This window comes from Rhodococcus sp. GQ147, from assembly GCF_059759155.1.
Genome location: NZ_JCAXDU010000004.1, coordinates 125,908 through 151,993, shown reverse-complemented (window position 1 = coordinate 151,993; position 26,086 = coordinate 125,908). Strand labels below are relative to the sequence as shown.

The following is a 26,086-nucleotide window of genomic DNA, read 5'->3' as shown; positions in this document are numbered from 1 at the left end:
ACGTCCGGCACGCCCCGGCCCGCGTGCGATGGTTCCTCGGAAAGGGCGGCGCCGGGAAGACGACCCTTGCCGCGGCCGAGGCGCTCGCGACCGCCCGTGCGGGAGAACCCGTGCTCGTCGTGTCCATCGACCGGGCGCACTCCCTCGGCGACGTGCTCGACCTGCCTCCGGCCACGAACCGGGACGCCGGCGCGACGGACATCCGCACCGTCGAGGACAACCTCGGCATGGTCGAGATCGACTCGCTGCAGCTGCTCCGCACGCGCTACGCGGTCCTCGCCTCGATGGCGGCGCTCGCCGGGACGCACGAGCACGCAGACCAGTTCGACCTGCCCGAGCCCGACGAACTGACCGGGCTTCCCGGCGTCGAGGAACTGCTCGTGCTCGCCGAGGTCGCGCGACTCGCGGACAGCGGACGGTGGGCTCTCGTCGTCGTCGACGCCCCGGCCTCCGCCGACGCCCTGCGCACCCTCACCGCGCCGCGCACGGTCTCCGATTCGCTGGAACGGATCTGGCCTCAGCACAGCCGGGTCGCGGCGGCCACCGGTCCGGACCCCCGCACGGGTGTCTTCGTCGCGCTGTTCGATCGGTTGCTGTCGGGGATCACCGCGGTACGCGACCTGCTCGACGATCGCGGACGCAGCGCCGCGGTGATCGTGGCGACGCCCGACCGCGCCGGTCGTGCCGAGCTCGCACGGGTGCGATCGTGGCTCGCCCTGTCCGGCATTCGCGTCGACGCGGTCGTCGTCAACGGCGTCGTCCCCGCGGTGGGCGGTTCGGGTGCGGCTGCACGGCTGCTGGCCGATCAACGGGCCGCGCACGAGGCGATCGTCGCCGAGATCGGGGCGGCCGTCACCGACGTTCCCGTGATCGTGTGCGAGCGCCGTGCTGCGGAGCCGGTAGGGTTGGCAGCTCTGGAGGAGCTCGCCACGGCGCTCCGCCGCGATGCACTCGTTCCCTCGTCGGAGACCGACGAGCCGGTCCGGGTGCAGCAAGAATCGGGAACGGGGGTGGAGTCGGTGTACGCGATGCGCATGTACCTGCCGCTCGCCGATCCCGCGTCCCTGACACTCGGACGGATCGGCGACGACCTCGTCGTCGGCGCCGACGGCATGCGACGCCGGGTGCGACTCGCCTCGGGGCTGCGGCGGTGCACCGTCTCCGATGCCGAGTTCGACGGAACCGATCTGGTGGTGCGATTCGTACCGGATCCGGCGGTGTGGCCGCTGTGAGGGACGACCACGAAGCCCTGATCTCCGAGTTGTTGTTGCTCGCCGACGCCGTGCTCGACCGCGTCGAGGGCACGGTGCAGCAGTTCGTCGCCGCGACCGGCGACGCGTCGGCTCATACCGCCCCCGATACCGCGACCGGTTCGACGGCGCCGGGTGACGCCGAGGCCGCGACCACCCCGAACGGGTGCGCGTGGTGCCCGCTCTGTGCCGCCGCAGCCCTGGTTCGCGGCGAGAACCACGAACTGGTCAGCAGGCTGGCGTCGAAACTGGCGGCGTTGATCGCGTTGCTGCGGAAGTTCCTCGCGCAGTTCCTGCCCTCGACCGGTGGCGTCCCGCCCGAGCCGACCCCCGATCCGCCGACACGGGATCGTCCGGCCTTCGAGCCGATCTCCGTCAACCTCCGCACGTGAACACGCACGACCCCGGGCTCACGGTCGGGATCGACATCGGGGGCACGAGCATCCGCGCGGCAGCCGTCGACCGTAACGGCGACGTCGTCGACAGTGTGCGCACGCAGACGCCGTCCTCCGCGGTCGCCCTCGAGAACGCGCTGCACCGGCTCGTCGAGCATCTGCGTGAGCGCAACGACATCGGCGCGGTCGGGCTGGGGGTCGCGGGTTTCCTCACCGAGGACCGCACCACCGTGCGGTTCGCACCGCATCTGCCCTGGCGCGATAGGCCGCTCGCCGAGACGCTCACCGAACGCTTCGGGTTGCCGGTCGTTCTCGAACACGACGCCAATGCCGCGGCCTGGGCCGAGTACCGCTTTGGCGCCGCCGCGGGCAGCACGATCGCGGTGATGGTCGCGCTCGGAACGGGCATCGGCGCGGCCCTGCTGCTCGACGGCAGGATCTATCGCGGTGCCTACGGTGTGGCGCCCGAACTCGGTCACCTGCAGGTCGTGCCCGACGGGCGGCCCTGCCCGTGCGGCAAGCAGGGATGTTGGGAGAGGTATTGCAGCGGAACGGGTCTCGTGGACACGACCGTCGAGATGCTCGCGGCCGAACCCGGGCAGTCCGTTCTCGCGGGCGAGATCGCCTCGGATCCCGGATCGCTCACCGGCCGACGGGTCGCCGGTGCGGCCCACGACGGCGACCCCGTCGCTCTCGCGGCCTTCGACGATTTCGCCCGCAGGCTCGCGCTCGGACTGGCGCTCGTCGCCGACGTCTACGACCCCGAGCTCGTCGTCATCGGGGGAGGGGTCTCCGGTTCCGCGCCGTTGTTCCTCGACGCCGCGCGCGAGCACTACGCGGCCGTGACCACCGGCGCCGGCCATCGTCCTCTCGCGCGCGTCCGGGTCGCGCAGCTCGGCGACGCCGCCGGGCTCATCGGTGCCGCCGATCTCGCCCGATCCGCGATCGAAACCTCACGACCGCCGCTGTAGTCGAATTCCACTGGAGGTGAGATTCGCCGGAGGTGAGATTATCGTCACGTCTACGTGGAAAGGGTGGGGTCGAGCACTGGGGCGATGTGCGAGGGGCAGTCGCGTCGTCGTAGAGTCGACCGGCGGGCGGTGCTGCACCGATCCGTGTGGGGGATGATCGGATTCGGGAAGGATGCCATGTGGTACTGGCTGTTCAAGTACGCCCTCCTGGGGCCGCTGCTGTGGCTCATAGGACGTCCGAAGTTCGAAGGCGGCGAGAACATTCCGGCGCACGGACCGGCGATCCTGGCCAGTAACCACCGGGCCGTCCTCGACTCGTTCTACCTTCCCCTCCTCGTACGTCGGCGCATCACCTTCCTCGCGAAGAGTGAGTACTTCACCGGCACCGGACTCAAGGGCGCCTTCCAGCGCTGGTTCTTCTCGTCCGTCGGGCAGGTCCCCATCGACCGCACCGGCGCCGACGCCGCGCAGGATGCGCTCAACGCCGGGGTCCGGGTGCTCGGCCAGGGCAAGCTGCTCGGCATCTATCCCGAGGGCACCCGCTCACCCGACGGACGCCTCTACAAGGGCAAGACCGGCCTCGCGCGACTGGCGCTGGAGACCGGCGTCCCCGTGATCCCCGTCGCCATGATCGGCACCGACCGGATGAACCCCATCGGGTCGAAGATGTGGCGACCGGCGAAGATCACCGTCCGGATCGGTGAGCCCCTCGACTTCTCCCGGTTCGAGGGCATGGGCGGAAACAGGTTCGTGGAGCGCACCGTCACCGACGAGGTCATGTACTCGCTCATGCAGCTGTCGGGCCAGGAGTACGTCGACATCTACGCCGCCTCCCTCAAGAACAAGGGCTCGGCGGACGAGTCGGGGGTCGGGGACACGGGCGCGTCGACGAACGGCAGTGCCGCGACCCCGCCGCAGGACGGTCCCGTCGCGGACCGCGTTCCCGACACGCGTGCCGGGTGAGCAGGTGCGCTACTTCTACGACTGCGAGTTCATCGAGGACGGACGCACGATCGAACTCGTCTCGATCGGTGTCGCCTGCGAGGACGGCCGCGAGTTCTACGCGGTGTCGACCGAGTTCGACCCGACCCGGGCCGGAGCCTGGGTGCGCCGCAACGTCCTCCCGAAGCTCCCGCCCCCGGCGCACCCCGCCTGGAAGTCGCGATCGAGGATCCGCGACGACTTGCTGAAGTTCCTCGTGCCACGACCGGGCATCCGGCCCGAACTGTGGGCGTGGATCGGAGCCTACGACCACGTCGTGCTCGTCCAGCTGTGGGGCACCATGCCCGAACTCCCGGACGTCCTGCCCCGCTTCACCCGCGAGCTCCGGCAGTATTGGGAGGACTCGGGCTCACCGCCCCTGCCCCCGGCGCCGGACGACAACCACGACGCCCTCGCCGACGCCCGCCACAACCTCGCAAAGTTCGAAGCGATCGAGGTTGCTCGCCGGTCGCGGTGACGCGGGTAACGGGGTGCTGCGCCGCTTCCGGCCGTCACGCCATATCCTGGACGGGTGAACTGGACTGTCGACGTGCCGATCGACCGCTTGCCCGAACTTCCCCCGTTGCCCGAGGAGCTGCGTGCCAACCTCGACGCGGCGCTTGCAAAGCCGGCGCTGCAGCAGCCCAGCTGGCCCGAGGAACAGGCCGCGGCGATGCGCACCGTGCTCGAGAGCGTGCCTCCCATCACCGTGCCCCGCGAGGTCGAGGAGCTGCAGAACCAGCTCGCCGCCGTCGCTCGGGGTGAGGCCTTCCTCCTCCAGGGTGGCGACTGCGCCGAGACGTTCGCGGACAACACCGAGCCGCACATCAAGGGCAACATCCGCACGCTGCTGCAGATGGCGGTGGTGCTGACCTACGGTGCGTCGACGCCGGTCGTGAAGGTCGCGCGGATCGCCGGCCAGTACGCCAAGCCGCGTTCGTCCGACACCGACGCGCTCGGTCTGCCGTCCTACCGCGGCGATATGGTCAACTCGCTGGTCGCCGATGCCGAGGTGCGCAGGCACGATCCGTCGCGCCTCGTGCGCGCCTACGCGAACGCGAGCGCCGCGATGAACCTCGTGCGTGCCGTCACCGCCGCCGGTGAGGCCGACCTGCACCGCGTGCACGACTGGAACCGGGCCTTCGTCTCGGCCTCGCCCGCCGGTGCCCGCTACGAGGCGCTCGCCTCCGAGATCGATCGTGGTCTGCGATTCATGGACGCTTGCGGTGTCATCGACCCGAATCTGCGCGCGGCGACGATCTATGCCAGCCACGAGGCTCTCGTCCTCGACTACGAGCGCGCGATGCTGCGCCTCGACAACTCGGGCGACAAGCCGCGCCTGTACGACCTGTCGGCCCACTTCCTGTGGATCGGTGATCGCACCCGCCAGCTCGACGGCGCGCACATCGCGTTCGCGGAACTGCTGTCGAACCCGATCGGTCTGAAGATCGGTCCGTCGACCACCCCGGAGATGGCCGTCGAGTACGTCGAGCGCCTGGATCCGCACAACACGCCGGGCCGACTGACCCTGATCTCCCGGATGGGTCACTCGAAGGTCCGCGATCTGCTGCCCGGCATCATCGAGCGCGTCGAGGCCTCCGGTCACAAGGTGATCTGGCAGTGCGACCCGATGCACGGCAACACCCACGAGGCGTCCACCGGCTACAAGACCCGTCACTTCGACCGCATCGTCGACGAGGTGCAGGGCTTCTTCGAGGTGCATCGCGCGCTGGGCACGCATCCGGGTGGCATCCACGTCGAGCTCACCGGTGAGGACGTCACCGAGTGCCTCGGCGGTGCCCAGGACATCTCCGATCTCGACCTGCACGGTCGCTACGAGACGGCGTGCGATCCGCGGCTGAACACGCAGCAGTCGATCGAACTCGCGTTCCTGGTCGCGGAGATGCTCCGCGGTTGATCGCAGCGGAGATGCTCCGCGGTTGATCGCAGTGGAGATGCTCCGCGGTTGATCGCAGCGGAGATGCTCCGCGGGTAGGGGACAGGCGGTCGGATCAGGGCAGTGCGGTCAGCGTGACCGTGCTGCCCTGTTCTGCTCTCCGCCCCGCCCCGGGATTCTGGCCGATCACGACCGAGCGGTCGGAGTCGCCGAGTTGCCGCACCTCGACCTCGAATCCGAGGCGGGTGAGCTCGTCGCGGGCCGAGCCCACCGAGCGTCCCAACATCGACGGCACCTTCACTGCATTGGATACAAGGAGGGTGACGGTTCCGCCGGCGCTGACGTCTTCGCCCTCCTCCGGGTCGGTGCCGATGACCCGCCCCTCGTCGACATCGGCGTCGAAGACCTCACGGATGTCCCCGACGGTCAGGCCTGCCTCGTCGAGGATGCGACGCGCCTCGTCGACCGGGCGCCCGGTCAGATCGGGCAGGGTCACGGGCGGCGATCCCTTGCTGATCACAAGCGCGACCTCGGACCCCACGGGCAGGACGGTGCCGGGCGCGGGGTCGAGCGCGGCCACTCCGCCCTCGGGCACCGTGGTGCTGAACGCGGTACCGCCCTCGACCGGTTCGAAGGTGCGGCTCCGCAGTTCGTCCTCGACGACGGATCTCTCACCGGCGCCGGGAATGGACGGGACGGTGGGTCTGCCGAGCGACACGAGCAACGCGATCGTGTCGCCGTCGGGCACACGTGAGCCCGCGGTGGGGTCGGTGCCGAGGACGGTGTCGACGGGAACGTCGTCGGAGTACTCGCCCCGGATCTCGCTGGACAATCCGGCCGTCTCGATCGCGGACACGGCCGCCGCCTTGTCGAGTCCCAGCACGGTCGGGACGTCGCTGAGCCGGCCGGCGCCGAGCCACCACCCGGCGATCCCCATGAACAACGCGAGCACGATGATCGCGGCGATCCAACCGGCGGCGGACCGGCGCTGACGGCGGCGGTCGACGGCGTAGTCGGGCGGGGGCGCCACCGGTTCGGTGTCGGGACGCGGATGGGTGCGGGTCGCGACCCGGGTCGGGTGCGGGCGCGTGGCCGGTGCATTCGGGCCGGGCGTGGCCGGCACGGCGGTCTGCACGGTCGTCGGAGCATGCGAGTTCGCGGCCGAGCCGGTAAGCACCGTCGTCGCCGGAGCAGGATCGGCAGGCCCGGAAGCGGCGCCGTCGATGGTGCGGGTCGGTGCCGCGGCATCGGGATCCACCACGGGTGGCGTCCGCACCGCGGATCGTCTCGGAGCCGGAACCCGGTAGCGGGGGAGATCGAGCGTGTCGCATATCTCGCCGAGCGCGACGGCCATCACCTGCGCGTCGGCGTAGCGTTCCGTCGGTTCGCGTTCGGTGGCCCGGCGGACGAAGGCGTCCAGTTCGGGAGGAACCCCGTCGATGGCCGAACTCGGATCCGGCACGTCCTTCTCCACGCGCTGGTACGCCACCGACAGGGACGTGTCGCCGGTGAAGGGAGTGCGGCCGGTGAGCATCTCGTACACGAGCACACCGGCGGAGTAGACGTCGCTACGCGCGTCGGCGCTGCCGATGGTCACCTGCTCCGGAGACAGGTACGCCGCGGTGCCGAGGATCACGCTGCGCGAGGTGGTGGTCGCGGCGGCGACCGCCCGGACGAGCCCGAAGTCGGCGATCTTCACCTCACCGTTGCCGGAGATGAGGATGTTCTCGGGCTTGATGTCGCGGTGCACGAGACCCGCCCGGTGGGCGACGGCCAGAGCTCCGAGGACCGGTGCGGCCACGGCGGCCGCGGCGTGCGGCGGCATCGGCCCGCGTTCGCGCAGCAGCTCGCGCAGGGTGCCGCCCTCGACGAGCTCCATCACGAGGAAGACGTGATCGCCGTCCTGGCCCTGGTCGTAGACCGCGACGAGCCCGGGATGCGTCAATCGCGCGACGGATCTGGCCTCGAACTCGAACCGTGCCAGGAATTGGGGATCGGCCGCGAACTGCGGATCCATGATCTTCACGGCGACGGGACGGTCGAGACGCATGTCGGTGCCGCGGTAGACGGTCGACATGCCGCCCCGCGCGATCTGCGATTCGATGCGATAACGCCGGTCGAGCACGACGCCGACCAGTCGGTCGCCTCCAGCGGTCACCCGGTGTACCCCCGTGTCTCGTGCGTGATGGTGGGACGCCGGTACCCGGGCCTTCGAGGTATCGACGTGACGAAGCTCCGGCTCCGCGTGTGCGGAGCGATTTCGTCCCCGTCGATCGTAGCCAGCTCCCGTGGACGGTAGCCGCGTAGCTGCCTGCGCGGCCGCAGCGATAACGTGGTGGGGTGAGTGCAATCCCTTACTGCGACGACGTTCTCGACCGCTCCGTGCCCGTGGTGCAGCTCGTCGACGTGGCCAAGAGCCTCGGCGTCGCCACCTCCCGCGTACACCAGATGGTGCGCGACCGGCAGCTGCTGGCGTTCAAGCGCGACCGCGTGCCGGTCCTGCCCGAGGCCTTTCTCGACGAGGAAGGAAACGTTCTCAAGGGTCTTCCGGGCCTGATCGCGGTGCTGCACGACGGCGGTTACGAGGACGACGAGATCCTGCGGTGGCTCTTCGCCGAGGACGATTCTCTTCCCGGTGGATGCCCTGTGGCCGCGATGCACACGCAGTCCGCGCGCGAGGTCGTGCGGCGGGCGCAGGCGCTCGCCTTCTGAGTCTCCGGGGCGTCGTTACCGCTTCCGGAGCAGTGAGCCGGCGACGTACTCGGTGATCATGACCGCGGCGCGCGTGCGGCGCGGAACCGTCGCGCGCCGGTCGAGCACCCGGAACCCGCTGCGTTCGACCTCGTCGAGAATCCGCCCGTAGAGCGTGAAGGCTGCGCGGATACCCGGCCGGATCCGGTCGGGGAGTACCTCCAGCCCGGGTTCGGCTTTGCGATATTCGGCGCGGGTCAGCGCGACCGCGTGGGCGAGTGCCCGCCGGACCCTCGGGTCCATCGCGCCGGTGCGCCGGCATTCCTGCAGCAGGTCGATGTCGACCCCGAAGGCCGACCACAGTTCGAGCGGGATGTAGAGACGTCCGCGTTCGAGGTCCTCGCCCACGTCGCGGATGAAGTTGGTGAGCTGGAACGCCGCCCCGAGCGCGGCTGCGGCGGGCGGGGCGGCCGGATCGTCGACGTCGAGGATCGGCAGCAGTTCGAGACCGATCACCGCCGCCGAGCCGTACATGTACTCGCGCAGTTCCTCCATGGTCCCGTAGCGGGGCCGGAACTCGGGCGTGCCGGGCACGTCCATGCGCATGGATCGGATGAACGCCTCGAAATAGTCGATCGGGATGCGGTACTGCCCGATCGTGTCGGCAAGCGCGCGGACCACGAGACCGGTGTGGTCGAGCGGGCCGGGAGCGCCCGCGAGTGCGGCGTGCAGACGGCTGTGCGCGTCGTCGACACCACGGATCGCGGCCTCCGGGTCGTCCACGGCGGTGACGTCGACGATGTCGTCGACGTGTCGGGCGAAGCCGTAGAGCGCGTGCACGGCGTGTCGTCGCGAGGCGGGCAGCAGCCGGGTCGCGAGGTTGTAGGTGCGTCCGTGTTCGGCGGTGAGCTCGGCGCAGTAGGCGTAGGCCCGGGTGAGATCGTCGGCCGCGATCCCCGTGGGGCGCTCAGGCACGGTCGTCCAGGGCAGCGCCGGCGGGTGATGCCGGTCGAGGTCGTAACCGCAGGCGCAGCGGGTCGTAGGTGACCAGCGAACGGGCCGCGACGATCGAGGCGAACACCGCGAGCGCGACGTGCGCGATGTTGTACATCCCGATCGACCCGTCGGGGTTGAAGATCAACATCAGCCATGTCGACAGTGCGACGAGCACCATGAGCACCCGGGGCGACATCGCGAAGGCGGCGGCGACGGCGAGCGGCCAGGAGTAGTACCAGGGCAGCGCGGCGGGCGACAGCAGGGTCACCGCAGTCAGCGCCACGACGATCCCGAAGATCGCGTCGCGCTCGGTGCGGCGGAAGCGCCACCACGCCCACACGAGGATCACCACCAGCGCGATCGCGCAGAGCATGCGTGTGATGTCGAGGACCGATCCGAGCCGCCACGGAGTGACCCAGGTGACGGCGTGCGCCATCATCGTCGGCAGCGACAGCCAGTTGATGATCTTCGACGAGCCGGACAGGGCGGTGAGCCAGCCGATGCCGACACCGGCGAGCAGCGAGGTGCCACCGAAGACCGCGGCGAAGACCCCCAGTCCCAGGCCGACGGCCTTGGCGAACAGGCGCACGGGCGCTGCCGGTTCGCGTCCCTCGGCAAGCGCACGATCGCGTTCGTGGATCATCCACACCCACACCAGGAAGGGCAGTGCCAATCCTGCGGTGGCCTTGATCGCGGCGCCGAGGGAGACCAGGGCGATGCCGCCGAGGTGCCGGCCCTCGAGCACGAACACGATGCCGGCGATCATGAGACCGACCATCAGCAGCTCGTTGTGCACACCGCCGACGAGGTGGATCAGTACGAGCGGGTTCAGCACTGCGAGCCACAGGGCAATCGCGGGATTTCCGCCCATGCGACGGGCGAGTTTCGGCACGGCCCACGCCATGAGTGCCAGGCCGGGAAGCATGGTCAGGCGCCACAGCCAGGTGCCCGTCACCACGTTGTCGTCGGTGATGGACGTGATGCCCGCACCGAGCAGCAGGTGGACGGGCCCGTAGGGCGTGGTCGTCGTTGTCCACACATTGCTGACGTTGTCGAGCAGGACGCCCGGATTGACGACCGGGCCCACCTCGTACGGGTCGAAACCGTCGCGCAGCAGTGCGCCCTGCGCGAGGTAGGAGTAGGCGTCGCGGCTGAACATCGGTGTCGCGACCAGCAGGGGAGCGGTCCACGCGGGCAGCACCGTCCACAGATCGCGCACCGTGACGTGGCCGGCGAGGGTCGCCCGGCCGACGCGCACCCACGCTGCGATCATGAGGAGCACACCGACCCACAGGATGATCCGCGAGAGCAACTGGCCGTGGCCGAACCGCAGCCACGACAGATAGATGTCCTCGAGCAGCGGGTCGATCCGCCGGACACTGCCCGATCCGAAACTGCCGAAGGTCATGAGTACCGCGCCCCACGCGCCGAGCAGCGCGGCATGGCCGGCGGGACTCCTCAGGAATGCGTGCTTCGGACGCTCACCCGCCGGTGCGGCCGTCCCCTCCGGCGCGGGCGAGGTCTGCGGCTCGGCGTCGGGCGAGGCAGGGGACGACATCGGTACGGTTCCTCCCCCGTGGACGTGTGGATGCGCGGCGCGCAGATAGCTGGCGAACGAGGACAGTTTAGTGGAGACGCGGAGCGTGGTGCGCCCGGTGTCACCGCCTTCGCGGAACACCGAGCCGTTCGGCGGCGAGCCTTCCGGACAACAGCACGGTGGGGACACCGACGCCCGGCACCGTCGCCGACCCCGCGAGCACCACGCCGGGAACGGCCGGATCGAGGTTGCGGCGCCGGAACGGTCCCGTCTGCCGGAAGACGTGAGCGCTCGAGAACGGGCTGCCCGCCTGCATGCCACGAGCGTGCCAGGTGGCCGGCGTGTCGATGTGGTCGACGCGGAAACCGTCCGTGATGCCGCCGTATCCGCGGCGGTCGAGGACGTCGAGCAGTTCGTTGCGATAGGGCACCGCGAGCTCGGCCCAGGCGAGCGGAGCGCTGTCGAGGTTCGGGCATGGCGCCAGCACCGACAATGGTTCGTGCTCGACGCCCTCACGGGTGAATCGCAGGCCGGGATCGGACAGTGCCGGTCGCGTGATGAGCAGCGAGGGGTCCGACATCGGCCGGCCGCGTCCGCGGCTGCGGGTGATCTCCGCGAAGGTGCGGTCCCACTCCCCGCCGAAATCGATCACGTGGTGGTGTTGCGCCGCCCAGCCACGGGTCACCCCGGTGGGGATCGACCCGTGCAGCACGACGGCCGACGGCGCGGCCAGCGTGCGGCGGCACCGTCGGCGCGGCAGCAATCCGTCGACCACCGGGGTGTCGGGGGTCAGGACGGCCGCGTCGCACGGGAAGCGCTGTCCGTCGCGGGTGCGGACACCGTCGACCCGACCGGCGGAGAGGTCGAGCGAGGTCACCTCCCGGCCAAGTTCGAGCCGTCCGCCGGCCTCGACGAACGCCGCGGCCATCGCGCGGGCGACCGACCGCATGCCGCCGTCCACCGCGTACACGCCCAGCGACGTGTCCATGTGGGCGATGGCCCCGTAGACGGCGAGGGCCCGTGCCGGAGCGACCCCCGCGTACAGCGCCTGGAAGGTGAAGACGCGGCGCAGGCGCGGGTCGGTGACCCTGCGGTTCACCTGCGCGCCGAGCCTGCCGAACCCGCCCAGTCGGAGCAGACGCGCCAGATCGCGCAGCGCCGCCGGGGACGAGACCAGGTCGAGCGGCGAGTCGAAACTCGCGTCCATGAAGCGGTCGAACTCGGCGTCGAAGATGTCGGCGAGCCACGCGCGCAACCCCAGATAGCGGCGTGCCTCGTCGGGACCGCACACCCGCGAGATCTCCGCGACCATGGCGTCGGGGTCGGAGTGCACGTCGATCGAGGTGCCGTCGGCGAACCGCGCGTGGTAGGCGGGGGACAGTCGCCGGGTGCGCAGGGCCGGCCGGACGGAGTTGCGGTCGGTGCCCACCGCGGCGAGCGCGTCGTCGATCAACTCGGGCATCGTCAGCACGGTGGCGCCGTTGTCGATCTCGTAGCCCGGGCCGTGATAGCTGCCGACCCGGCCGCCGACGTCGTCGGCGCGTTCGAGCACCGTGACGTCCTTACCGGCGCCGCGCAGGTACAGTGCCGCCGACAGACCGGCGAGACCGGCACCGACCACGACGACCCGGTCGGCGCCGGGAACGGTCCGCACCGCCCTCACGCCACCCGTCGCGTCGCCGCGACCGCCGACTCGCGCAGAAGGGCCTTGCCCTCCTCGGTGGCGCCGGACGCCTCGAGCGCCTCGAACGCGCTGTCGGTCAGTTCCGAGATGCGGTCCTCGATTCGGGCGACCGCGCCGAGATCGACGAGCAGCGAGCGGAGGTGCTCGACCTGCGCGTCGGACAGATCGGTCCCGATCGAGGTGCGCAGCAGCTCGGCCGCGGCCGGATCGGAGGCATCGGCCGTCTCCAGTGCCAGCGCGTACAGGACGGTCCTCTTGCCCGAGCGCAGGTCGTCGCCCGAAGGCTTGCCGGTGACCTTGGGGTCGCCGAAGACACCGAGCAGGTCGTCGCGCAGCTGGAACGCCAGGCCGATGTCGGTGCCGAAGCGGCGGTATGCGGCGATGAGGTCGTCGTCGGCGCCGGCGAGGGCAGCGCCGATGTGCAGGGGGCGTTCGATCGTGTACGCCGCGGTCTTGAACCGGTTGACCCGCGTAGCGGCCTCCACCGATTCGTCCGCCGCCACTTCGTTGGCGATGTCGAGGTACTGCCCGCCGAGCACTTCGGTGCGCATCGCGGTCCAGGCCGGGACCACGCGCGCGACGGTCGCGGGGTCGAGCCCCGCCGAGTGCAGCATGTCGTCGGCCCAGACCAGGGCGAGGTCGCCGAGCAGGATCGCGACCGACTCGCCGAACTGCTCCGGCCTGCCGTGCCAGCCGGCCTTCCGGTGCTGCTCGGTGAACTCGACGTGCACGGTGGGGAATCCGCGGCGCGTGGTGGAGGCATCGATGATGTCGTCGTGGACGAGCGCCGCGGCCTGCACGAGCTCGAGCGCGGAGCACGCCTGCAGGACGGCCTCGGCGTCCGGCCCGGTCGGGTCACCACCGGCGCCGAGCCAGCCCGTCCAGGCGAAACGCGGACGCACCCGCTTGCCGCCGCGCAGCACGAATGCCTCGAGCGTGTCGACGGCCTGCCGGTATCCATTGCCCACCGAGTCGACCAGGTCGGAGCGTGAGGTGAAGAACTGCCGGAGGGAGTCCTCCACCCGATGGGGGAGCTGCTCGGCAGACAGGTGAACGGCGCCGGTAGACAGGACGAAACCTCCAGGTCGATGGGTGACGGCACCTCGGAGGCGGGTGAGCCGGAGGTGCCGCGACCAGCCTATCCGCACAGTCGGGTCGTCGCCGGTAGCGACCGCCCCGGGGGCGCCAACTATGCTGGACCGGTGACAAGCGACTTCGTCAGGGCAACCGAGGACGGCGGGATTTCTCGGACCCCGTCGATCGTGGACCGTCTCGGGTCCGCGCGTTCGGGCCGCATTCCGTTCTCCGTCGAGTTCTCCCCGCCTCGCGACGCCGAGGCCGAGGGACGACTGTGGCGCGCCGTGCGGACGTTCGAACGTCTCGGCCCGGCCTTCGTATCGATGACCTACGGCGCCGGGGGCTCCACCCGCGACCGTACGGTCCGGGTCACCGGACGCCTCGCCGAGGAGACCACCCTCCTGCCGGTCGCGCACCTCACGGCCGTCGGGCACAGCATCGACGAACTGCGCGCGATGGTCGGCGCCTACGCCGACCGCGGCATCACCAACATCCTCGCGCTGCGCGGTGACCCGCCGGGCAACCCGCTCGGCGAGTGGGAAAAGCACCCCGAAGGTCTCGAATACGCCGACGAGCTCGTGCGTCTGGTGCGCGAGCTCGGCGACTTCCACGTGGGCGTCGCGTCGTTCCCCGAAGGACACCACCGGTCCCCGGACCTCGATCACGACACCCGCTATCTCGTGCAGAAGCTCCGTGCGGGTGCCGAGTACTCGATCACCCAGATGTTCTTCGACGTCGAGCACTACCTGAGGCTGCGCGACCGGGTCGTGGCCTGCGACGCCGAGCAGGGGCTCAAGCCGATCATCCCCGAGATCATGCCCATCACGTCGCTGCGCTCGGCGCGGCGCAGCCTCGAACTGTCGGGTTCGCACCTGCCGCCCGTTCTCGAGGAGCGGCTGCGGCGCGCGGCAGGCGACGGTCCGGAGGAGAACCGCGCCGCGGTGCGCGAGGTGGGTATCGAGGTGGCGACGGAGATGTGCGAGCGGCTGATCTCCGAGGGTGCGCCGTGCCTGCACTTCATCACGCTCAACTTCGCCCGCGCGACCGGCGAGGTGCTCGACCGCCTCGGCTACGAACTCGAAGCTCCCGCCGCGGTGCAGCCGGCCTGACATCCGGCCCGCGCCGGTTCGGGGTCAGGGCAGGACGCGGGCCTTCCACGCCGCGCGTCCGCTGCGCCGTGCCCGGATCGACGACGCCGTGAGCGCACCGACCGCCAGGACCGATGCCGGGTGCGCCGCGGCGTCCAGCAGATCGTCGACGGGACGGTCCGGAGCGTCCGGGTGTCGGCGTCCTCCCCGCTCGGTGACGCGCGCGAGAAGGCGTGACGTCACGCCCGCGGTGGCACCGGCCACGCCCCAGCGTCGCGTCCGTCCCCCGCCGAGAAGCGCCGCGGTCGGGGGCACGAAGTAGGCGAGGAGATACAGCGCGACCACCGCGGCCGCCCCGACCGGGGATCCGAACGCCGACCACAGCCAGCGGGTGTAACCGCCGATCAGCGGGCGGGCTCCGTCGTACATCCGGCACGACGCCAGTCCGCCCGCGGCCGCGACCGTCGTAGGCAGTCCGGCGCGACGCAGTGTCCGGGCCAGATCCAGATCCTCCGTGGGACTCGCCGCGACCGCGGCGTGCCCGCCGATCGCCGCGTAGGCGCGCGCGTCGAAGACGAGGAACTGTCCGCACGCGACCGCCATCGACGGCCGGTGGGTGCGGTGCGAGACCGCGACGGGGAGCAACGAGAACCACGACCAGAACAGCAGGGGCTGCACGAGCCGTTCGAGCGCCGATCCGGTGAGCTGGTACGGGAACGGTGAGACGAGCGCGGCGTCCTGGTGGCGCAGCAGAGCGACGGCGGCGGCGAGCGCGTCGGGTGCGAGCCGGACGTCCGCGTCGACGAACACGACGATGCCGCTGTCGGTAGTCGATCCGGCGTGGGCGACGGCTGCGGCGCACGCGGCCGCCTTCCCGGTCCATCCTTCGGGCGGTGGCTGTGTCGATCGGACGACGGTGATGCGCTCGTCGCCCTCGGCCGCGGCCGTGGCCAGGTCGGCGGTGCCGTCGGACGAGTCGTCGTCGAGGATCACCACGCGCAGGGCGTGCAGTCCTGTCTGTGCCCGCAGGTCGGAGACGATCGCGGCGATGCGGGGCGCCTCGTCGCGGGCGGGGACGACGACGGTGACCTGCTCGTCGACCACCGGTCCCGGCACGAGACGAGGGAGCGAGACCCGGTTCGCGACGGCAACGGCCGCGCCGTAGGAGGCGACGAGAGCGCCACCGGCGACGAGTCGCGTGAGACCGGGGGACGGGTCGCGCGGAAGGCGGGTCAGGACCGCGTCCCGTTCGCCGACGACCACTGCGGCGCGGGATTGCGGGTGAACCAGGCCGCGCCGGCGATGATCAGCGTGACACCGAAGGCGCCGCCGGCCATGATTCCGGCCCAGCCCGCGAAACCGCGCGTGTTGGGATCGGCGTAGCGCACCTCCGCGCGGAGGGTGCTCACCTCGCCGGCCGGAATCTTCCAGGTCACGACCGAATCCGACTCGCGGGTGCCGTTGGTGGTCGCCACCCGGGCGGGGAACGCGATGGTGAACTGCACGTCGGTGCCCTGGGTGGGAGCGGACTCGAGATCCACACGTCCGTTCAGTGCCACCAGATCGCCCGAGCGCTGCAGGTTGAGCTGGAACATGCCGGCGCTCTGATCGGACATCGTGGCGAGCTGCTGGACGTCGCCGAAGGTGAGGTCGTTGAAGAAGACCTGGCTCCCGACGTAGCCGTCCTGCGAGTACTCCTGCACCCGCACCTTCCCGGCCAGGGCCGAGGGAGCGGTGAGTTCGGGGCCGGGATCGTTCTCGTCGGCGGGGATGGTCGCGGCGACGATCTGCCCCGACACACGGTCGTCGGAGGAGATCCCCATCGTCGCCTGCACGCGCAGGCAGCCGGTGAGGAGCGGTAGGCCGAGGAGCACGAGCCCCACGACCGCGACGACACGACGGCGGACGGACAGGATGGACGACTGCACGGAGAACATGGTGCCAGGCACGGTCATCCTCGTCGGTTCTTCGGGTCGCTCGCGGCGAGTCGTGCTTCGTCCCGCCCGGGACCGGACACGCTTGCGCGCCACGACCGGACGAGTGAGACCAGCAGGGGAAGACCCAGTACCCCCATGACGACCAGCCCGTAAACCGCGGAGTAGCCGAGTTGGGGAGCGTCGAGGAATACGCTGTGGGCGAGGGCCGAACCGAGCCACGTCCACAGGAACAGCGCAATCGGCACGGCGTCGTGCCGGGGCGCGTCGGCACGGTCCGAGCGGGAGTCGACGAGCACGAGTACGGTCGCCATGATCGCGGCGACGAGGAGCCAGCCCGCGTAGTTGGTGAGCGGGATGTGCTCGATCCCGGGCAGGCCGCCGGCGTTGCACCACGACCAGTGCCCGTCCGCCACCATCTGGGGGTCGAGATAGAGATCCCAGCCCAGCATGCCGACGGTGACCGCCGCGACCCTGCCGGGACCGTTGCGGACGAGGCGGGAGGCCACGCACCAGACGGGGTACAGGCCCGCCGACCACGCCAGCGGCACCACCAGCGGGACGTCGAGTGCGGCCGGCCCGAGCCTGTCGGTGACGTAGCTGTAGCAGCCGTAGGGATAGCCGGTCATCGTGCCGACCACCTCGGACAGATACCCGATGCCCGCCGAGCTGACGAACAGGACGACGGCGAAGGTGATGCCGCGGTTCAACGCGGCGTGGACGAGGCAGGCGGCGGTGAGCAGCGTGACGACCGCGACGGTCGCGGCGTCCCGGGCGCCGCCCTCGGTGAGGGGATAGGCGATCTGGGCGAGGACCGCGGCGACGGCCGGGACGATCGGAAGGACCGTCCGCCACCGGGCCGGTCGGGGCGGTGCGGGGACGCGGGTGTCGGTCACCGCGACACCCAGCCCTTCACGCGGTCCACGAGACTGCCCTTGGCGTCGGCGAGGGCGACCCGGGCGGCGTTGCGGCCGCTCGCACCGGAGACTCCACCACCGGGATGGGTCGAGGCGCCGGTGAGATAGAGGCCGGGCGCGTCGGGCACCCGGTAGCCGGACAGCTCCGGCAGCGGACGCCACAGGAACATCTGGTCCAGCGACATCTCCACGTGCATGACGTTCCCGCCGAGCAGGCCGAGTTCGCTCTCGATGTCCGCGGGGGTCTGCACGTGGCAGTGCTCCACGCTCGCGGTGAAGCCGGGAGAGCGCGTCTCCATCTCGGCGAGGATGCGGTCGGTCTCGGCGTCGGCGATGTCCGCCCAGCGACGTCCGCCGCGCAGCGCGTACGGATGCCACTGGGACCACAGCGTGATCTGGTGCTTGCCGTCGGGTGCGATCGTCGGGTCGAGGGCGGAGAAGCTCATCGCGAGGACGGTGGGTCGCGGGGGCAGGTCTCCCGCCATCGCGGCACCATGCGCGGCGCGCAGGTGGGCGCGGTCGTCGACGAGCAGTTGCAGACCGGAGGTCGTCGATTCGGGCTCGTCGCAGCCGCGGTAGCGGGGCAGCGAGTCGGTGCCGAGGCGCAGGACCATGCCGATGCCCGGACCGACCCGCATGCTGCGACGCCAGCCCTCGAGCCGGTCGCGGTCGTATCCGCCGCGGTCGAGCAGATCCAGCGTGGTCAGCACGTGGCATCCGGCGACGACCCTGTGGGCTTGCACCGAGCGTCCCGATTCGGTGCGCACGGTCCACAGATCGCCGGTCCGGCGGATCTCGGTGGCGGCGTCGCCGCAGGTCACCGTGCCGCCATCGGACCGCAGCCGCGACAGCAGTGCCTGGGTGAGCGCACCGCTTCCGCCGATCGCGCGACCCGGGGGAAGGGTGTGCATGAGGGCGGCGAAGCCCACCATCGCCGCGGTGCCGGGTTCGGACATGGGCGGGCCGGACTGCGCGCCGAACCAGGCGAGGGCCGCCTTGAGGGGTTCGTCGTCGAAGTACTCGTCGAGCAGGCTGTCGCCGGTGGTGAGGAACCGGCGGGACAGGGCGCTGCCACCCTCACCCGCGTCGAGTCCCCAGAACGAGGACAGCAGGTGCCGGCCGGTCGGGGGACGGGTGAACGACGTCATCACCGCCGCGCTGCGCGGGCCCCAGTCCTGCACGAAGCGGCGGTACGCGTCGGCCTCGCGGCGTCCGCAGGCGGCCTCGACGGAGGCGCAGGTCCGGTCGAGATCGCGGTGGAAGACGATGCCGGGACGGTCGGAGTCCGCAGGGGGCGGCGCGTACGCCCACGGGTCGCAGTCGATGTAGCGCAGGCCGTGGGCGGCGAGATCGAGTTCCTCGACGATCCCGGAGTGGCGCACCATGATGTGCGCCGAGGAGCCGCGGTCGACGGCATATCCGGGGAAACGTTCGACGGTGGAGACGGCGCCGCCCGGCACGGTGTCGCGTTCGAGAACCTCCACCGACCATCCGTCGCGGGCGAGATAACACGCGGAGACCAGGGCGTTGTGGCCCGAGCCGACGACGACGACGTCGAGTGTGGCGTTCATGGGGTACCGCTTCCGTCCGGATCGCCGATCGTGTGATGGTGGTGCGGAACGAGGTCCGGCTCGAGGGGCAGGCTCCTGCCGAGGACCGCGAACGGGCGGGCGTCGCCGGTGAAGACGAACCGGCGGACGACGTCCTGGAATCCGAACCGACGGTACAGCCGCCACGCCCGGTTGTCCTCGCCCGGCACCTCGGGTGTCGACAGCAGTACGGCCGCTTCCGTGCGTCCCCGCAGCAGCGCCGACAGGAGCAGTTCACCGATGCGGCGTCCCTGCATGTCGGGTCGGACGTGCAGTTCGGTGAGCTCGAAGTAGTCGGAGAGAACGCGATCGATCTCCTCGGGGGACCGTCCGGAATGGCGCATGCCGGCGCGCACCTGCTGGTGCCACCACTGGCGGGTGTCGCCCCGGTAGCCGTACGCGATCCCGACGACGGTGTCCGGATCCTCGGGGAGGCTCGCGGCGAACGCCTGCCAACCCGCGCGGGCCGAATGCTCGGACCACATCGGCGCGCGGTGGTACTCCGTGCCTCGGGGATATCGCATCGCCGCGACGTAGACGGTCAGCAGCGAGGGCAGGTGCGCACGGAAGTCCGCGGGGGAGAGCTCGGTGAGGATCGGGGCGTCCTGGCAGGGATCGGTGGTCATGCGTGACTCGTTCGGGTGGCTCGCGGTGCGTCGGAGGTGCTCGGGTCTCGCTGATCGTTCGGGATGACGTGGCCGCTTTCTCTTGACGGGTTGTCGGTGGGTCCAGCTATATTGAATACGTCGAACGCATGTTCGACATCGGTGATCCGGGGATGTTCGAGGGAAGCGAACATCCCCGGATCACCCTGGGGTCTCCCGCTCGGCGTCCGTGTCGGGCCTCACTCGAGGACAGTGATCTCCGTTCCTCGGCGTTTCGGCGGGAATGCCACCGGATACCGCTCGTTGTAACGAGTGGTGAGACCACGCCGAGGAGGTGCGTGAACATGGCCAACGGTCAGGTCGCGAGTCGAGGCCCGCGCCGAACGTCTCCCACGCTCGGGCCGTCCGCATGCATCGACCATGCCACCTCGGCGCGCGCGGCGACGCTGCTGCGCAAGGCCGACGATCTGCTTTCCGGTGCCGCCGGTGCCGGCGATCCGGGCGAGCGGTTCCGCCTCGCCTACCTGGCGGCGCTGCGCGGTGCCGGTGCGGTGGTCGCGGCCGCGGAGCTGCGCTCCGGGATCCGGCCCCGCCGACCCGCGACGCGCAACGCATGGGCACTCATGGCGCGCGCCGACGAGTCCTTCGCCGTCTGGGCCGACTACTTCGCCGATCGCTCCGCCACCCGCACCGCGGTCGAGGCGGGGGTCGCGCAGGCGGTGGGAGCCGACGAATCCGGTGCCTTCTACGACGAGGTGGGCCACTTCCTGCACGATGTGGAGGGCTATCTCGACGCCGAAGCAGAGCCGGAGGTCGGTGTCGGTGGGTGACTTTCGCCCCTTCACGAGGGCCTTCGCCGACGACGGGATCGAACTCACGTGTGGAGTTTGTGGTCCACAGCGACATCTGCTCGTATTATTGACTCAGGCGGCCGTACGGACGGCCCCCCACCGGATTCGCCCCACGGATCCGGTGGCCACCGTTTAGTGCCGGGGGAGGTACCGTGCCACTCTCCGAGCACGAGCAGCGCATGCTCGATCAGATCGAGAGCGCGCTCTATGCTGAGGATCCCAAGTTCGCCTCGACCGTGCGTGGCAGCCGGTTGGGGATGGCGTCGAACCGGCGGCGGTTACAGGCCGGCGCATTGTTCGTGTTGGGCCTGACGCTGCTGATCGCCGGCGTTGCCCTGCCGCTCAAGCCGGGCGGCTTCCCGATCATCAGTCTGCTCGGGTTCCTCGTGATGTTCGCCGCCGGAGTCTTGTTGCTCCTCGGCGGTCGTCGGCCGTCGACTCCAGGGGCGACGGGCGGTAGTTCCGGTTCCGGAAAGTCCGGTCGAAGTTCCCGCGGCGGCAAGAAGTCCTCGGGTGGTGGCTTCACCAACCGCATGGAAGAGCGGTTCCGGAGGCGTTTCGAGCAGGACTGACCTCCTCGACCATCAGGTGTACCGACGACGGCGCGACCCACGGGTCGTGCCGTCGTCGTTCGTCTGCAGACCTTTCACCGACCCGGCGTCGTCCGCCTCTCCGCCCCTCCACCACCGCGCCCCACTCGCGCAATCTCCGTCTCCCCACCGCCTCCCACCTCGGCTCCGGCCGCAGTGTTTTCCCTGGTCGCCGATTGCTCGGCCCTCGCTCCGCCGGTGGGGCGGATCGTCGGGGCGCCGACAGCGGTGGATCCGTCGTCGTCACGCGAGCGCGTGTCCCCATTTTCCGCCACCTGCTCTGAGCTGGGAATGTGACGACAACACGCGCGGCCGGGCGGCAGTAATCCGTTTCCGGTGGGGCAAAGTGGGGTAATGTGGGGCGCGGCGGGACAAGGTGTCCTGTCGCGCGAAGCATCCGTCCGGCAGCGGGGAGGCGCCGAGTGTTCCTCGGTACCTACACCCCGAAGTTGGACGACAAGGGCCGGCTGACACTGCCGGCGAAGTACCGAGACGAGCTGGCGGGAGGGTTGATGATCACGAAGGGGCAGGATCACAGCCTCACCGTGTTCCCTCGCGACGAGTTCGCCGCTCTGGCCGAACGCGCTGCGAGTGCCTCACGGAGCAACCCTCAGGCACGTGCGTTCCTGCGGAGTCTCGCGTCGGGAACGGAGGAGCAGCGACCCGACTCACAAGGCCGGATCACGCTGTCATCAGCTCACCGCAAGTACGCCGGTCTCACCAAGGACTGCGTGGTGATCGGTTCGGTCAGGTACCTCGAGATTTGGGACGCGACGGCATGGGAGACCTACCTCGCCGAGCACGAAGAAGACTTCTCGGAAGCGAGAGACGAAGCACTACGCGACATCTTGTAACCACGGCTCGGGCTGCGCGGCGAGTGCCGCGAGGCCTCTGCCCGATGTGCCGGCCCTGACGCACTTCCCCAGCGCCAGGTACGGACCGGAGGGCCCTGACGCACTTCCCCGGCGTCAGGTCTCTTCGGACTCGGACAGAGACCTCGAGGCATTCGCCGTCTTCCGTATCCACCCCCGTGGCGGCGAGCACGGTATCGAGACGAGCGACAGGCAGGCACGAGGCATACCACCGTCCACCCGACGAGTACCCGACAGACCGTAAGCGGCCCGAGCAGGATTCCGGAGGACACATGGTGGACGGCGAGCACGAATCCGTCAATGGTACGGATGAGGCCACCGGTGCCGATGTGACATCTGCGGCGGAATTCGGCCACGTGCCCGTCATGCTCCAGCGCGCCGTCGACCTTCTCGGTCCGGCCATCGAGAGCGTCGGTCCCGACGGCGAGGGCGCGGTCTACGTCGACGCGACACTCGGTCTCGGGGGGCACTCCGAACACTTCCTGACGATCTACCCGAGGCTGCGGCTCGTCGGCCTCGACCGTGATACCGACGCACTGGCGATCGCCCGCGAGCGACTCGCACGGTTCTCCGACCGCACAGACTTCGTCCACACCCGCTACGACGGGATCGCCGACGCGCTCGAGAGCGTCGGCCTCGACCGGTACGGCTCGGTCCACGCCGCCCTGTTCGATCTCGGCGTGTCCTCGATGCAGCTCGACGAGGCGGAGCGCGGTTTCGCCTATTCCAAGGACGCCCCGCTCGACATGCGGATGGATGCCACCACCGGCATCACCGCGGCCGATGTCCTCAACACCTACAGTCACGGCGACCTCGCTCGCATCCTGAGCACCTACGGCGAGGAGCGCTTCGCCGGCAGGATCGCCTCCGAGATCGTGCGGACCCGGGCCAAGACTCCCTTCCGGACGAGCGGCGAACTCGTCGAACTGCTGTACCGCACGATCCCGGCGGCGACCCGCCGTACCGGTGGTCACCCGGCCAAGCGCACCTTCCAGGCGTTGCGGGTCGAGGTCAACGCGGAGCTCGACTCGTTGCGCACCGCGATCCCCGACGCTCTCGACGCTCTCGCGGTGGGCGGCCGGATCGTCTTCATGTCCTACCAGTCGCTCGAGGACAAGGTCGTCAAGCAGGAACTGACACCGCGTGCGAAGTCCCGCAGTCCCGAAGGGCTTCCGGTCGAACTGCCCGGGACGGGACCGGAACTGCGCATCCTCACCCGCGGTGCGGAGCGGGCAACGGACGACGAGATCGAGGCCAACCCACGTTCGGCGCCCGTCCGCCTGCGTGCTGCAGAACGAATCGCCAGGAGGTAACCGATGACCGTACAGGTGGCACCCCCGCAGCGCCGGAACCCGGGGCGATCGACCGCAGCGCAGCGTGCCTATCAGCGACGGTCGCAGCGCGCAGCGCAGCTCGGGGTCGAACAGGTGCAGACCCGCGGGCGCACGACGGGTGCCGGACGTGTCCGCACCCGGATCCCGTTCGTCGCCACCATCATCGGGCTCCTGGGCGTGGGCATGGCCGTGACGCTGTTGCTGACCACCCGGGCGACCGAGGACTCCTACGAGCTCAGCGCGGCGCGGTCCCTCAACGAGGAGCTCGCCCAGAAGCGGGCGGTGCTCCAGCGCGACGTCGCCACGGCCGAGTCGGCTCCCGCGCTCGCGGTCGCCGCGGCGGAACTGGGGATGATCCCCACCGGTCAGGTCGCGCGGATCGTCGTCGCTCCGGACGGTTCGGTGCAGGTGGTGGGCGATCCGGTTCCGGCCCAGGGTGCCCCGCCGGTCCCGCTGGATCCGCCCGCCCGAGAGGACGCCCGCGTCCAGACCCCGCTGGCCGGCAGCGCCGGGGCGGAGACCCCGCGGCCGCTCGGTGACGTGAGCGAGGAACCCCGGCCGCGCACCGACACCGAGGGCACGCGTCGGGCCGCGCCATCGGCCGACGGCCGCCCGGTGGGCGAGGAACCGGCACCGGCTCCCGTGCCGGTACCCGCGGCGGAAGCTCCCGCGGCCGCCACGCCGGACGTCGAGGGTGCCGCACCTGTACCGCCCGCGGCAGGACAATCGGTACCCGTGAGCGAACTGCCGCAATCCGAAGCGCCCCGTGAGGCGGCGCCCGAAGCACCAGTCCAGCCCGTGCCGACGGAACCCGAGGGCGGGCCTCGGTGAACAACCGCTCCACCCCTCGGCGTGCACCGCAGCGACGTTCCACCCCGGCGACGCGCGGCGGCCGCGCTCGAATGCCCGCGCCGCGCGATCGCAAGCAGCGCGACCGGACGAGTTTCGCGTTCCGCAACAAGTGGGGCCGGATCGGCATGTTCGGCATTCTGGGCGTAGCCGTCGCCCAGTTGTTGTCCGTGCAGCTCGTCCAGGCCCCCACACTGTCCGCCGAAGCCGCCAGCCAGCGCACCACCCGACTCGTCGAACCCGCGACCCGCGGCACCATCGCCGATCGCAACGGGGAACCGCTCGCGTACACCATGGAAGCGAAGGCGCTGACCTTCCAACCCGTGCGGGTGCGCAAGGAACTCGAGGAGGAACGCGCGAAGGACCCGTCCCGGCCCGAGGTCTCCGAATATCTCGAGGGCGTCGCGTCGGCGGTCCACGAGGCGCTCGGCGCCGCGGCGCCGGAGAAGGACGTGCTCGAGATGCTCGAGAGCGACGAGACCTTCGTCTACCTCGCCCGCGGCGTCGATCCGGGGGTCGCGGCGGAGATCGTCGACGAGTACGACAAGGTCGGCACCGAGCGTCAGGACATCCGTCTGTATCCGGGCGGATCGCTCGCCGCCAATCTCGTCGGCGCGACCGGCTGGGACGGACACGGCCTGATCGGGCTCGAAGCGTCGATGGACGCCGTGCTGGCGGGTACCGACGGTTCGTCCACCTACGACCGTGGATCCGACGGCGCCGTCATCCCGGGCAGCTGGCGCGACCGTCAGCCCGCCGTCGACGGTTCCTCCGTCGAGCTCACGATCGACAACGACCTGCAGTACCACGTGCAGCAGGAGGTCCAGCGCGCGAAGGACCTGTCCGGGGCGAAGAACGCCTCCGCTGTGGTGCTCGACGCGCACACCGGCGAAGTGCTCGCCATGTCGAACGACAGCACCTTCGACCCGTCGATCGGTGTCGCGAACAACCCGCCCGACGCCGAACAGGGCAACCTCGCGGTCAGTTCGCCGTTCGAACCCGGGTCCGTGAACAAGATCATCACCGCGGCCGCGGCGATCGAAGACGGTCTGACCCGCCCCGACGAGGTCCTGCAGGTCCCCGGCACGATCACCATGGCCGGCGCGACCGTCAAGGACGCCTGGGATCACGGGGTCGTGCCGTATACCACGACGGGTGTGTTCGGGAAGTCGTCGAACGTCGGCACGCTCATGCTCGCCGAGCGGATCGGTGAGGACCGCTTCGCCGAGATGCTGCGACTGTTCGGTCTCGGCCAGCGCACCGATGTCGGCCTGCCCGGCGAATCCGCGGGTCTGCTGCCCAGCCGTGAGCAGTGGTCGGGTGGCACCTTCGCGAACCTGCCCATCGGCCAGGGTCTGTCGATGACCCTGCTGCAGATGACCGCGATCTACCAGACCATCGCGAACGACGGGGAACGTGTCCCGCCGCGGGTCGTGCGCGCGACCATCGCGCCGGACGGCACGCGCACCGAGACGCCCCGTCCCGATCCGGTGCGGGTGGTGAGCCCGCAGACCGCCGCGACGGTGCGCGACATGTTCCGTTCCGTCGTCCAGTCCGATACCGGCAACCAGCAGGGCACCGGTGCGGGCGCCGCCATCGAGGGCTATCAGATCTCGGGCAAGACGGGTACCGCCCAGCAGATCGACCAGAACTGCAAGTGTTACTCGAACTCCGACTACTGGATCACCTTCGCCGGCATCGCTCCGTCCGACGATCCGCGCTATGTCGTGGGCATCATGCTCGACGCCCCGACCCGCAGCTCCGACGGCAGCGGGGGCCAATCGGCCGCGCCGCTGTTCCGCAACATCGCGTCGTGGTTGCTGCAGCGCGACGGCGTGCCGCTGTCGGCCGAACCGGAGAGCAAGTTGATCCTCCAGGTCGACTGACGAGGTGACCGTGGCGCCTCGGTAGGCTGACAGGTCGGTAACGTGACACGACGGTCGTCGCCGAGAGCGGATCGGGAACGAACCCGGAAACA

At 70.4% G+C, this 26,086-nt stretch carries 24 protein-coding genes; 14 read left to right on the top strand and 10 right to left on the bottom strand.

Going from position 1 to position 26,086, the window contains the following annotated elements; genetic code table 11:
* The first annotated feature begins 23 nt into the window (after window positions 1-23).
* The 6 genes from AC6CID_RS06685 to AC6CID_RS06660 all read left to right on the top strand — a co-directional run bounded on the left by AC6CID_RS06685 (window position 24) and on the right by AC6CID_RS06660 (window position 5,515).
* The gene (locus tag AC6CID_RS06685; protein WP_006554168.1) at window positions 24-1,232 is read left to right on the top strand and encodes an ArsA family ATPase; all 1,209 of its coding nucleotides are present in this window, start codon (window positions 24-26) and stop codon (window positions 1,230-1,232) included.
* Window positions 1,220-1,642: a hypothetical protein gene (locus AC6CID_RS06680; protein ID WP_033097590.1), complete on the top strand. Its 423-nt coding sequence runs from the start codon at window positions 1,220-1,222 to the stop codon at window positions 1,640-1,642. Before AC6CID_RS06685 ends, AC6CID_RS06680 begins: the two co-directional genes overlap by 13 nt.
* Entirely contained in the window at window positions 1,639-2,616 is a 978-nt protein-coding gene (locus tag AC6CID_RS06675; RefSeq protein ID WP_498353718.1) for an ROK family glucokinase, read from the top strand. Before AC6CID_RS06680 ends, AC6CID_RS06675 begins: the two co-directional genes overlap by 4 nt.
* Window positions 2,617-2,793: 177 nt before the next feature.
* Window positions 2,794-3,579 (top strand): lysophospholipid acyltransferase family protein, encoded by a 786-nt coding sequence (locus tag AC6CID_RS06670; RefSeq protein ID WP_121209298.1) that lies wholly within the window; start codon window positions 2,794-2,796, stop codon window positions 3,577-3,579.
* A 4-nt stretch (window positions 3,580-3,583) separates the two neighbouring features.
* Window positions 3,584-4,075: a polyadenylate-specific 3'-exoribonuclease AS gene (locus AC6CID_RS06665; protein ID WP_006554164.1), complete on the top strand. Its 492-nt coding sequence runs from the start codon at window positions 3,584-3,586 to the stop codon at window positions 4,073-4,075.
* A 54-nt stretch (window positions 4,076-4,129) separates the two neighbouring features.
* On the top strand, window positions 4,130-5,515 hold the full coding sequence (locus AC6CID_RS06660; RefSeq protein WP_006554163.1) for a class II 3-deoxy-7-phosphoheptulonate synthase: 1,386 nt from the start codon (window positions 4,130-4,132) through the stop codon (window positions 5,513-5,515).
* 94 nt (window positions 5,516-5,609) lie between these two features.
* On the opposite strand, the gene pknB is transcribed toward AC6CID_RS06660, so the two are convergent.
* Window positions 5,610-7,652, bottom strand: coding sequence for a Stk1 family PASTA domain-containing Ser/Thr kinase (gene pknB / locus AC6CID_RS06655; protein WP_064061296.1), 2,043 nt, complete (start codon window positions 7,650-7,652; stop codon window positions 5,610-5,612).
* A gap of 182 nt (window positions 7,653-7,834) precedes the next feature.
* Between pknB and AC6CID_RS06650 the strand changes: the two genes are divergently transcribed.
* Entirely contained in the window at window positions 7,835-8,206 is a 372-nt protein-coding gene (locus AC6CID_RS06650) for an Rv2175c family DNA-binding protein (RefSeq protein ID WP_024101284.1), read from the top strand.
* Between the two features lie 15 nt (window positions 8,207-8,221).
* Here the strand turns inward: AC6CID_RS06650 and AC6CID_RS06645 are convergent, their stop codons facing one another.
* The 4 genes from AC6CID_RS06645 to AC6CID_RS06630 all read right to left on the bottom strand — a co-directional run bounded on the left by AC6CID_RS06645 (window position 8,222) and on the right by AC6CID_RS06630 (window position 13,424).
* Window positions 8,222-9,160: a phytoene/squalene synthase family protein gene (locus tag AC6CID_RS06645; RefSeq protein ID WP_019289765.1), complete on the bottom strand. Its 939-nt coding sequence runs from the start codon at window positions 9,158-9,160 to the stop codon at window positions 8,222-8,224.
* The gene (locus AC6CID_RS06640) at window positions 9,153-10,739 is read right to left on the bottom strand and encodes an alpha-(1->6)-mannopyranosyltransferase A (RefSeq protein WP_170318566.1); all 1,587 of its coding nucleotides are present in this window, start codon (window positions 10,737-10,739) and stop codon (window positions 9,153-9,155) included. Before AC6CID_RS06640 ends, AC6CID_RS06645 begins: the two co-directional genes overlap by 8 nt.
* Before the next feature lie 100 nt (window positions 10,740-10,839).
* Window positions 10,840-12,372 (bottom strand): phytoene desaturase family protein, encoded by a 1,533-nt coding sequence (gene crtI / locus AC6CID_RS06635; protein ID WP_024101282.1) that lies wholly within the window; start codon window positions 12,370-12,372, stop codon window positions 10,840-10,842.
* 5 nt (window positions 12,373-12,377) lie between these two features.
* On the bottom strand, window positions 12,378-13,424 hold the full coding sequence (locus tag AC6CID_RS06630; RefSeq protein ID WP_064061293.1) for a polyprenyl synthetase family protein: 1,047 nt from the start codon (window positions 13,422-13,424) through the stop codon (window positions 12,378-12,380).
* A 219-nt stretch (window positions 13,425-13,643) separates the two neighbouring features.
* On the opposite strand from AC6CID_RS06630, the gene metF reads away from it, so the two are divergent.
* The gene (metF, locus tag AC6CID_RS06625; RefSeq protein WP_170318569.1) at window positions 13,644-14,588 is read left to right on the top strand and encodes a methylenetetrahydrofolate reductase [NAD(P)H]; all 945 of its coding nucleotides are present in this window, start codon (window positions 13,644-13,646) and stop codon (window positions 14,586-14,588) included.
* Window positions 14,589-14,612: 24 nt separating this feature from the next.
* On the opposite strand, the gene AC6CID_RS06620 is transcribed toward metF, so the two are convergent.
* The 5 genes from AC6CID_RS06620 to AC6CID_RS06600 are packed head-to-tail and all read right to left on the bottom strand — an operon-like array spanning window position 14,613 to window position 19,633.
* Window positions 14,613-15,830 (bottom strand): glycosyltransferase family 2 protein, encoded by a 1,218-nt coding sequence (locus tag AC6CID_RS06620; RefSeq protein ID WP_217579687.1) that lies wholly within the window; start codon window positions 15,828-15,830, stop codon window positions 14,613-14,615.
* Window positions 15,800-16,522 (bottom strand): LppM family (lipo)protein, encoded by a 723-nt coding sequence (locus AC6CID_RS06615; RefSeq protein WP_006554154.1) that lies wholly within the window; start codon window positions 16,520-16,522, stop codon window positions 15,800-15,802. Before AC6CID_RS06615 ends, AC6CID_RS06620 begins: the two co-directional genes overlap by 31 nt.
* Complete coding sequence (locus AC6CID_RS06610) at window positions 16,519-17,397, bottom strand: carotenoid biosynthesis protein (RefSeq protein WP_006554153.1); 879 nt, start codon at window positions 17,395-17,397, stop codon at window positions 16,519-16,521. Before AC6CID_RS06610 ends, AC6CID_RS06615 begins: the two co-directional genes overlap by 4 nt.
* Window positions 17,394-18,989, bottom strand: coding sequence for a phytoene desaturase family protein (locus tag AC6CID_RS06605; RefSeq protein WP_498353717.1), 1,596 nt, complete (start codon window positions 18,987-18,989; stop codon window positions 17,394-17,396). The genes AC6CID_RS06610 and AC6CID_RS06605 overlap by 4 nt, the downstream gene beginning before the upstream one ends.
* Window positions 18,986-19,633, bottom strand: coding sequence for a GNAT family N-acetyltransferase (locus AC6CID_RS06600; RefSeq protein ID WP_006554151.1), 648 nt, complete (start codon window positions 19,631-19,633; stop codon window positions 18,986-18,988). The genes AC6CID_RS06605 and AC6CID_RS06600 overlap by 4 nt, the downstream gene beginning before the upstream one ends.
* 323 nt (window positions 19,634-19,956) lie before the next feature.
* Here AC6CID_RS06600 and AC6CID_RS06595 point away from each other — a divergent pair, with 323 nt between their 5' ends.
* The 6 genes from AC6CID_RS06595 to AC6CID_RS06570 all read left to right on the top strand — a co-directional run bounded on the left by AC6CID_RS06595 (window position 19,957) and on the right by AC6CID_RS06570 (window position 25,994).
* Complete coding sequence (locus AC6CID_RS06595; RefSeq protein WP_006554150.1) at window positions 19,957-20,442, top strand: SAV_6107 family HEPN domain-containing protein; 486 nt, start codon at window positions 19,957-19,959, stop codon at window positions 20,440-20,442.
* Between the two features lie 173 nt (window positions 20,443-20,615).
* Complete coding sequence (locus AC6CID_RS06590; RefSeq protein WP_024101274.1) at window positions 20,616-21,035, top strand: SCO2097 family morphological protein; 420 nt, start codon at window positions 20,616-20,618, stop codon at window positions 21,033-21,035.
* A 440-nt stretch (window positions 21,036-21,475) separates the two neighbouring features.
* A complete protein-coding gene (gene mraZ, locus AC6CID_RS06585; RefSeq protein WP_006554148.1) occupies window positions 21,476-21,907 on the top strand; it encodes a division/cell wall cluster transcriptional repressor MraZ in 432 nt (143 codons plus the stop codon).
* A gap of 290 nt (window positions 21,908-22,197) precedes the next feature.
* Entirely contained in the window at window positions 22,198-23,238 is a 1,041-nt protein-coding gene (gene rsmH / locus AC6CID_RS06580) for a 16S rRNA (cytosine(1402)-N(4))-methyltransferase RsmH (protein ID WP_006554147.1), read from the top strand.
* A gap of 3 nt (window positions 23,239-23,241) precedes the next feature.
* Complete coding sequence (gene ftsL, locus AC6CID_RS06575; protein ID WP_498353716.1) at window positions 23,242-24,090, top strand: cell division protein FtsL; 849 nt, start codon at window positions 23,242-23,244, stop codon at window positions 24,088-24,090.
* A 71-nt stretch (window positions 24,091-24,161) separates the two neighbouring features.
* Window positions 24,162-25,994, top strand: a complete 1,833-nt coding sequence (locus tag AC6CID_RS06570) for a peptidoglycan D,D-transpeptidase FtsI family protein (protein ID WP_006554145.1) — start codon at window positions 24,162-24,164, stop codon at window positions 25,992-25,994.
* The last annotated feature ends 92 nt before the right edge of the window (window positions 25,995-26,086 follow it).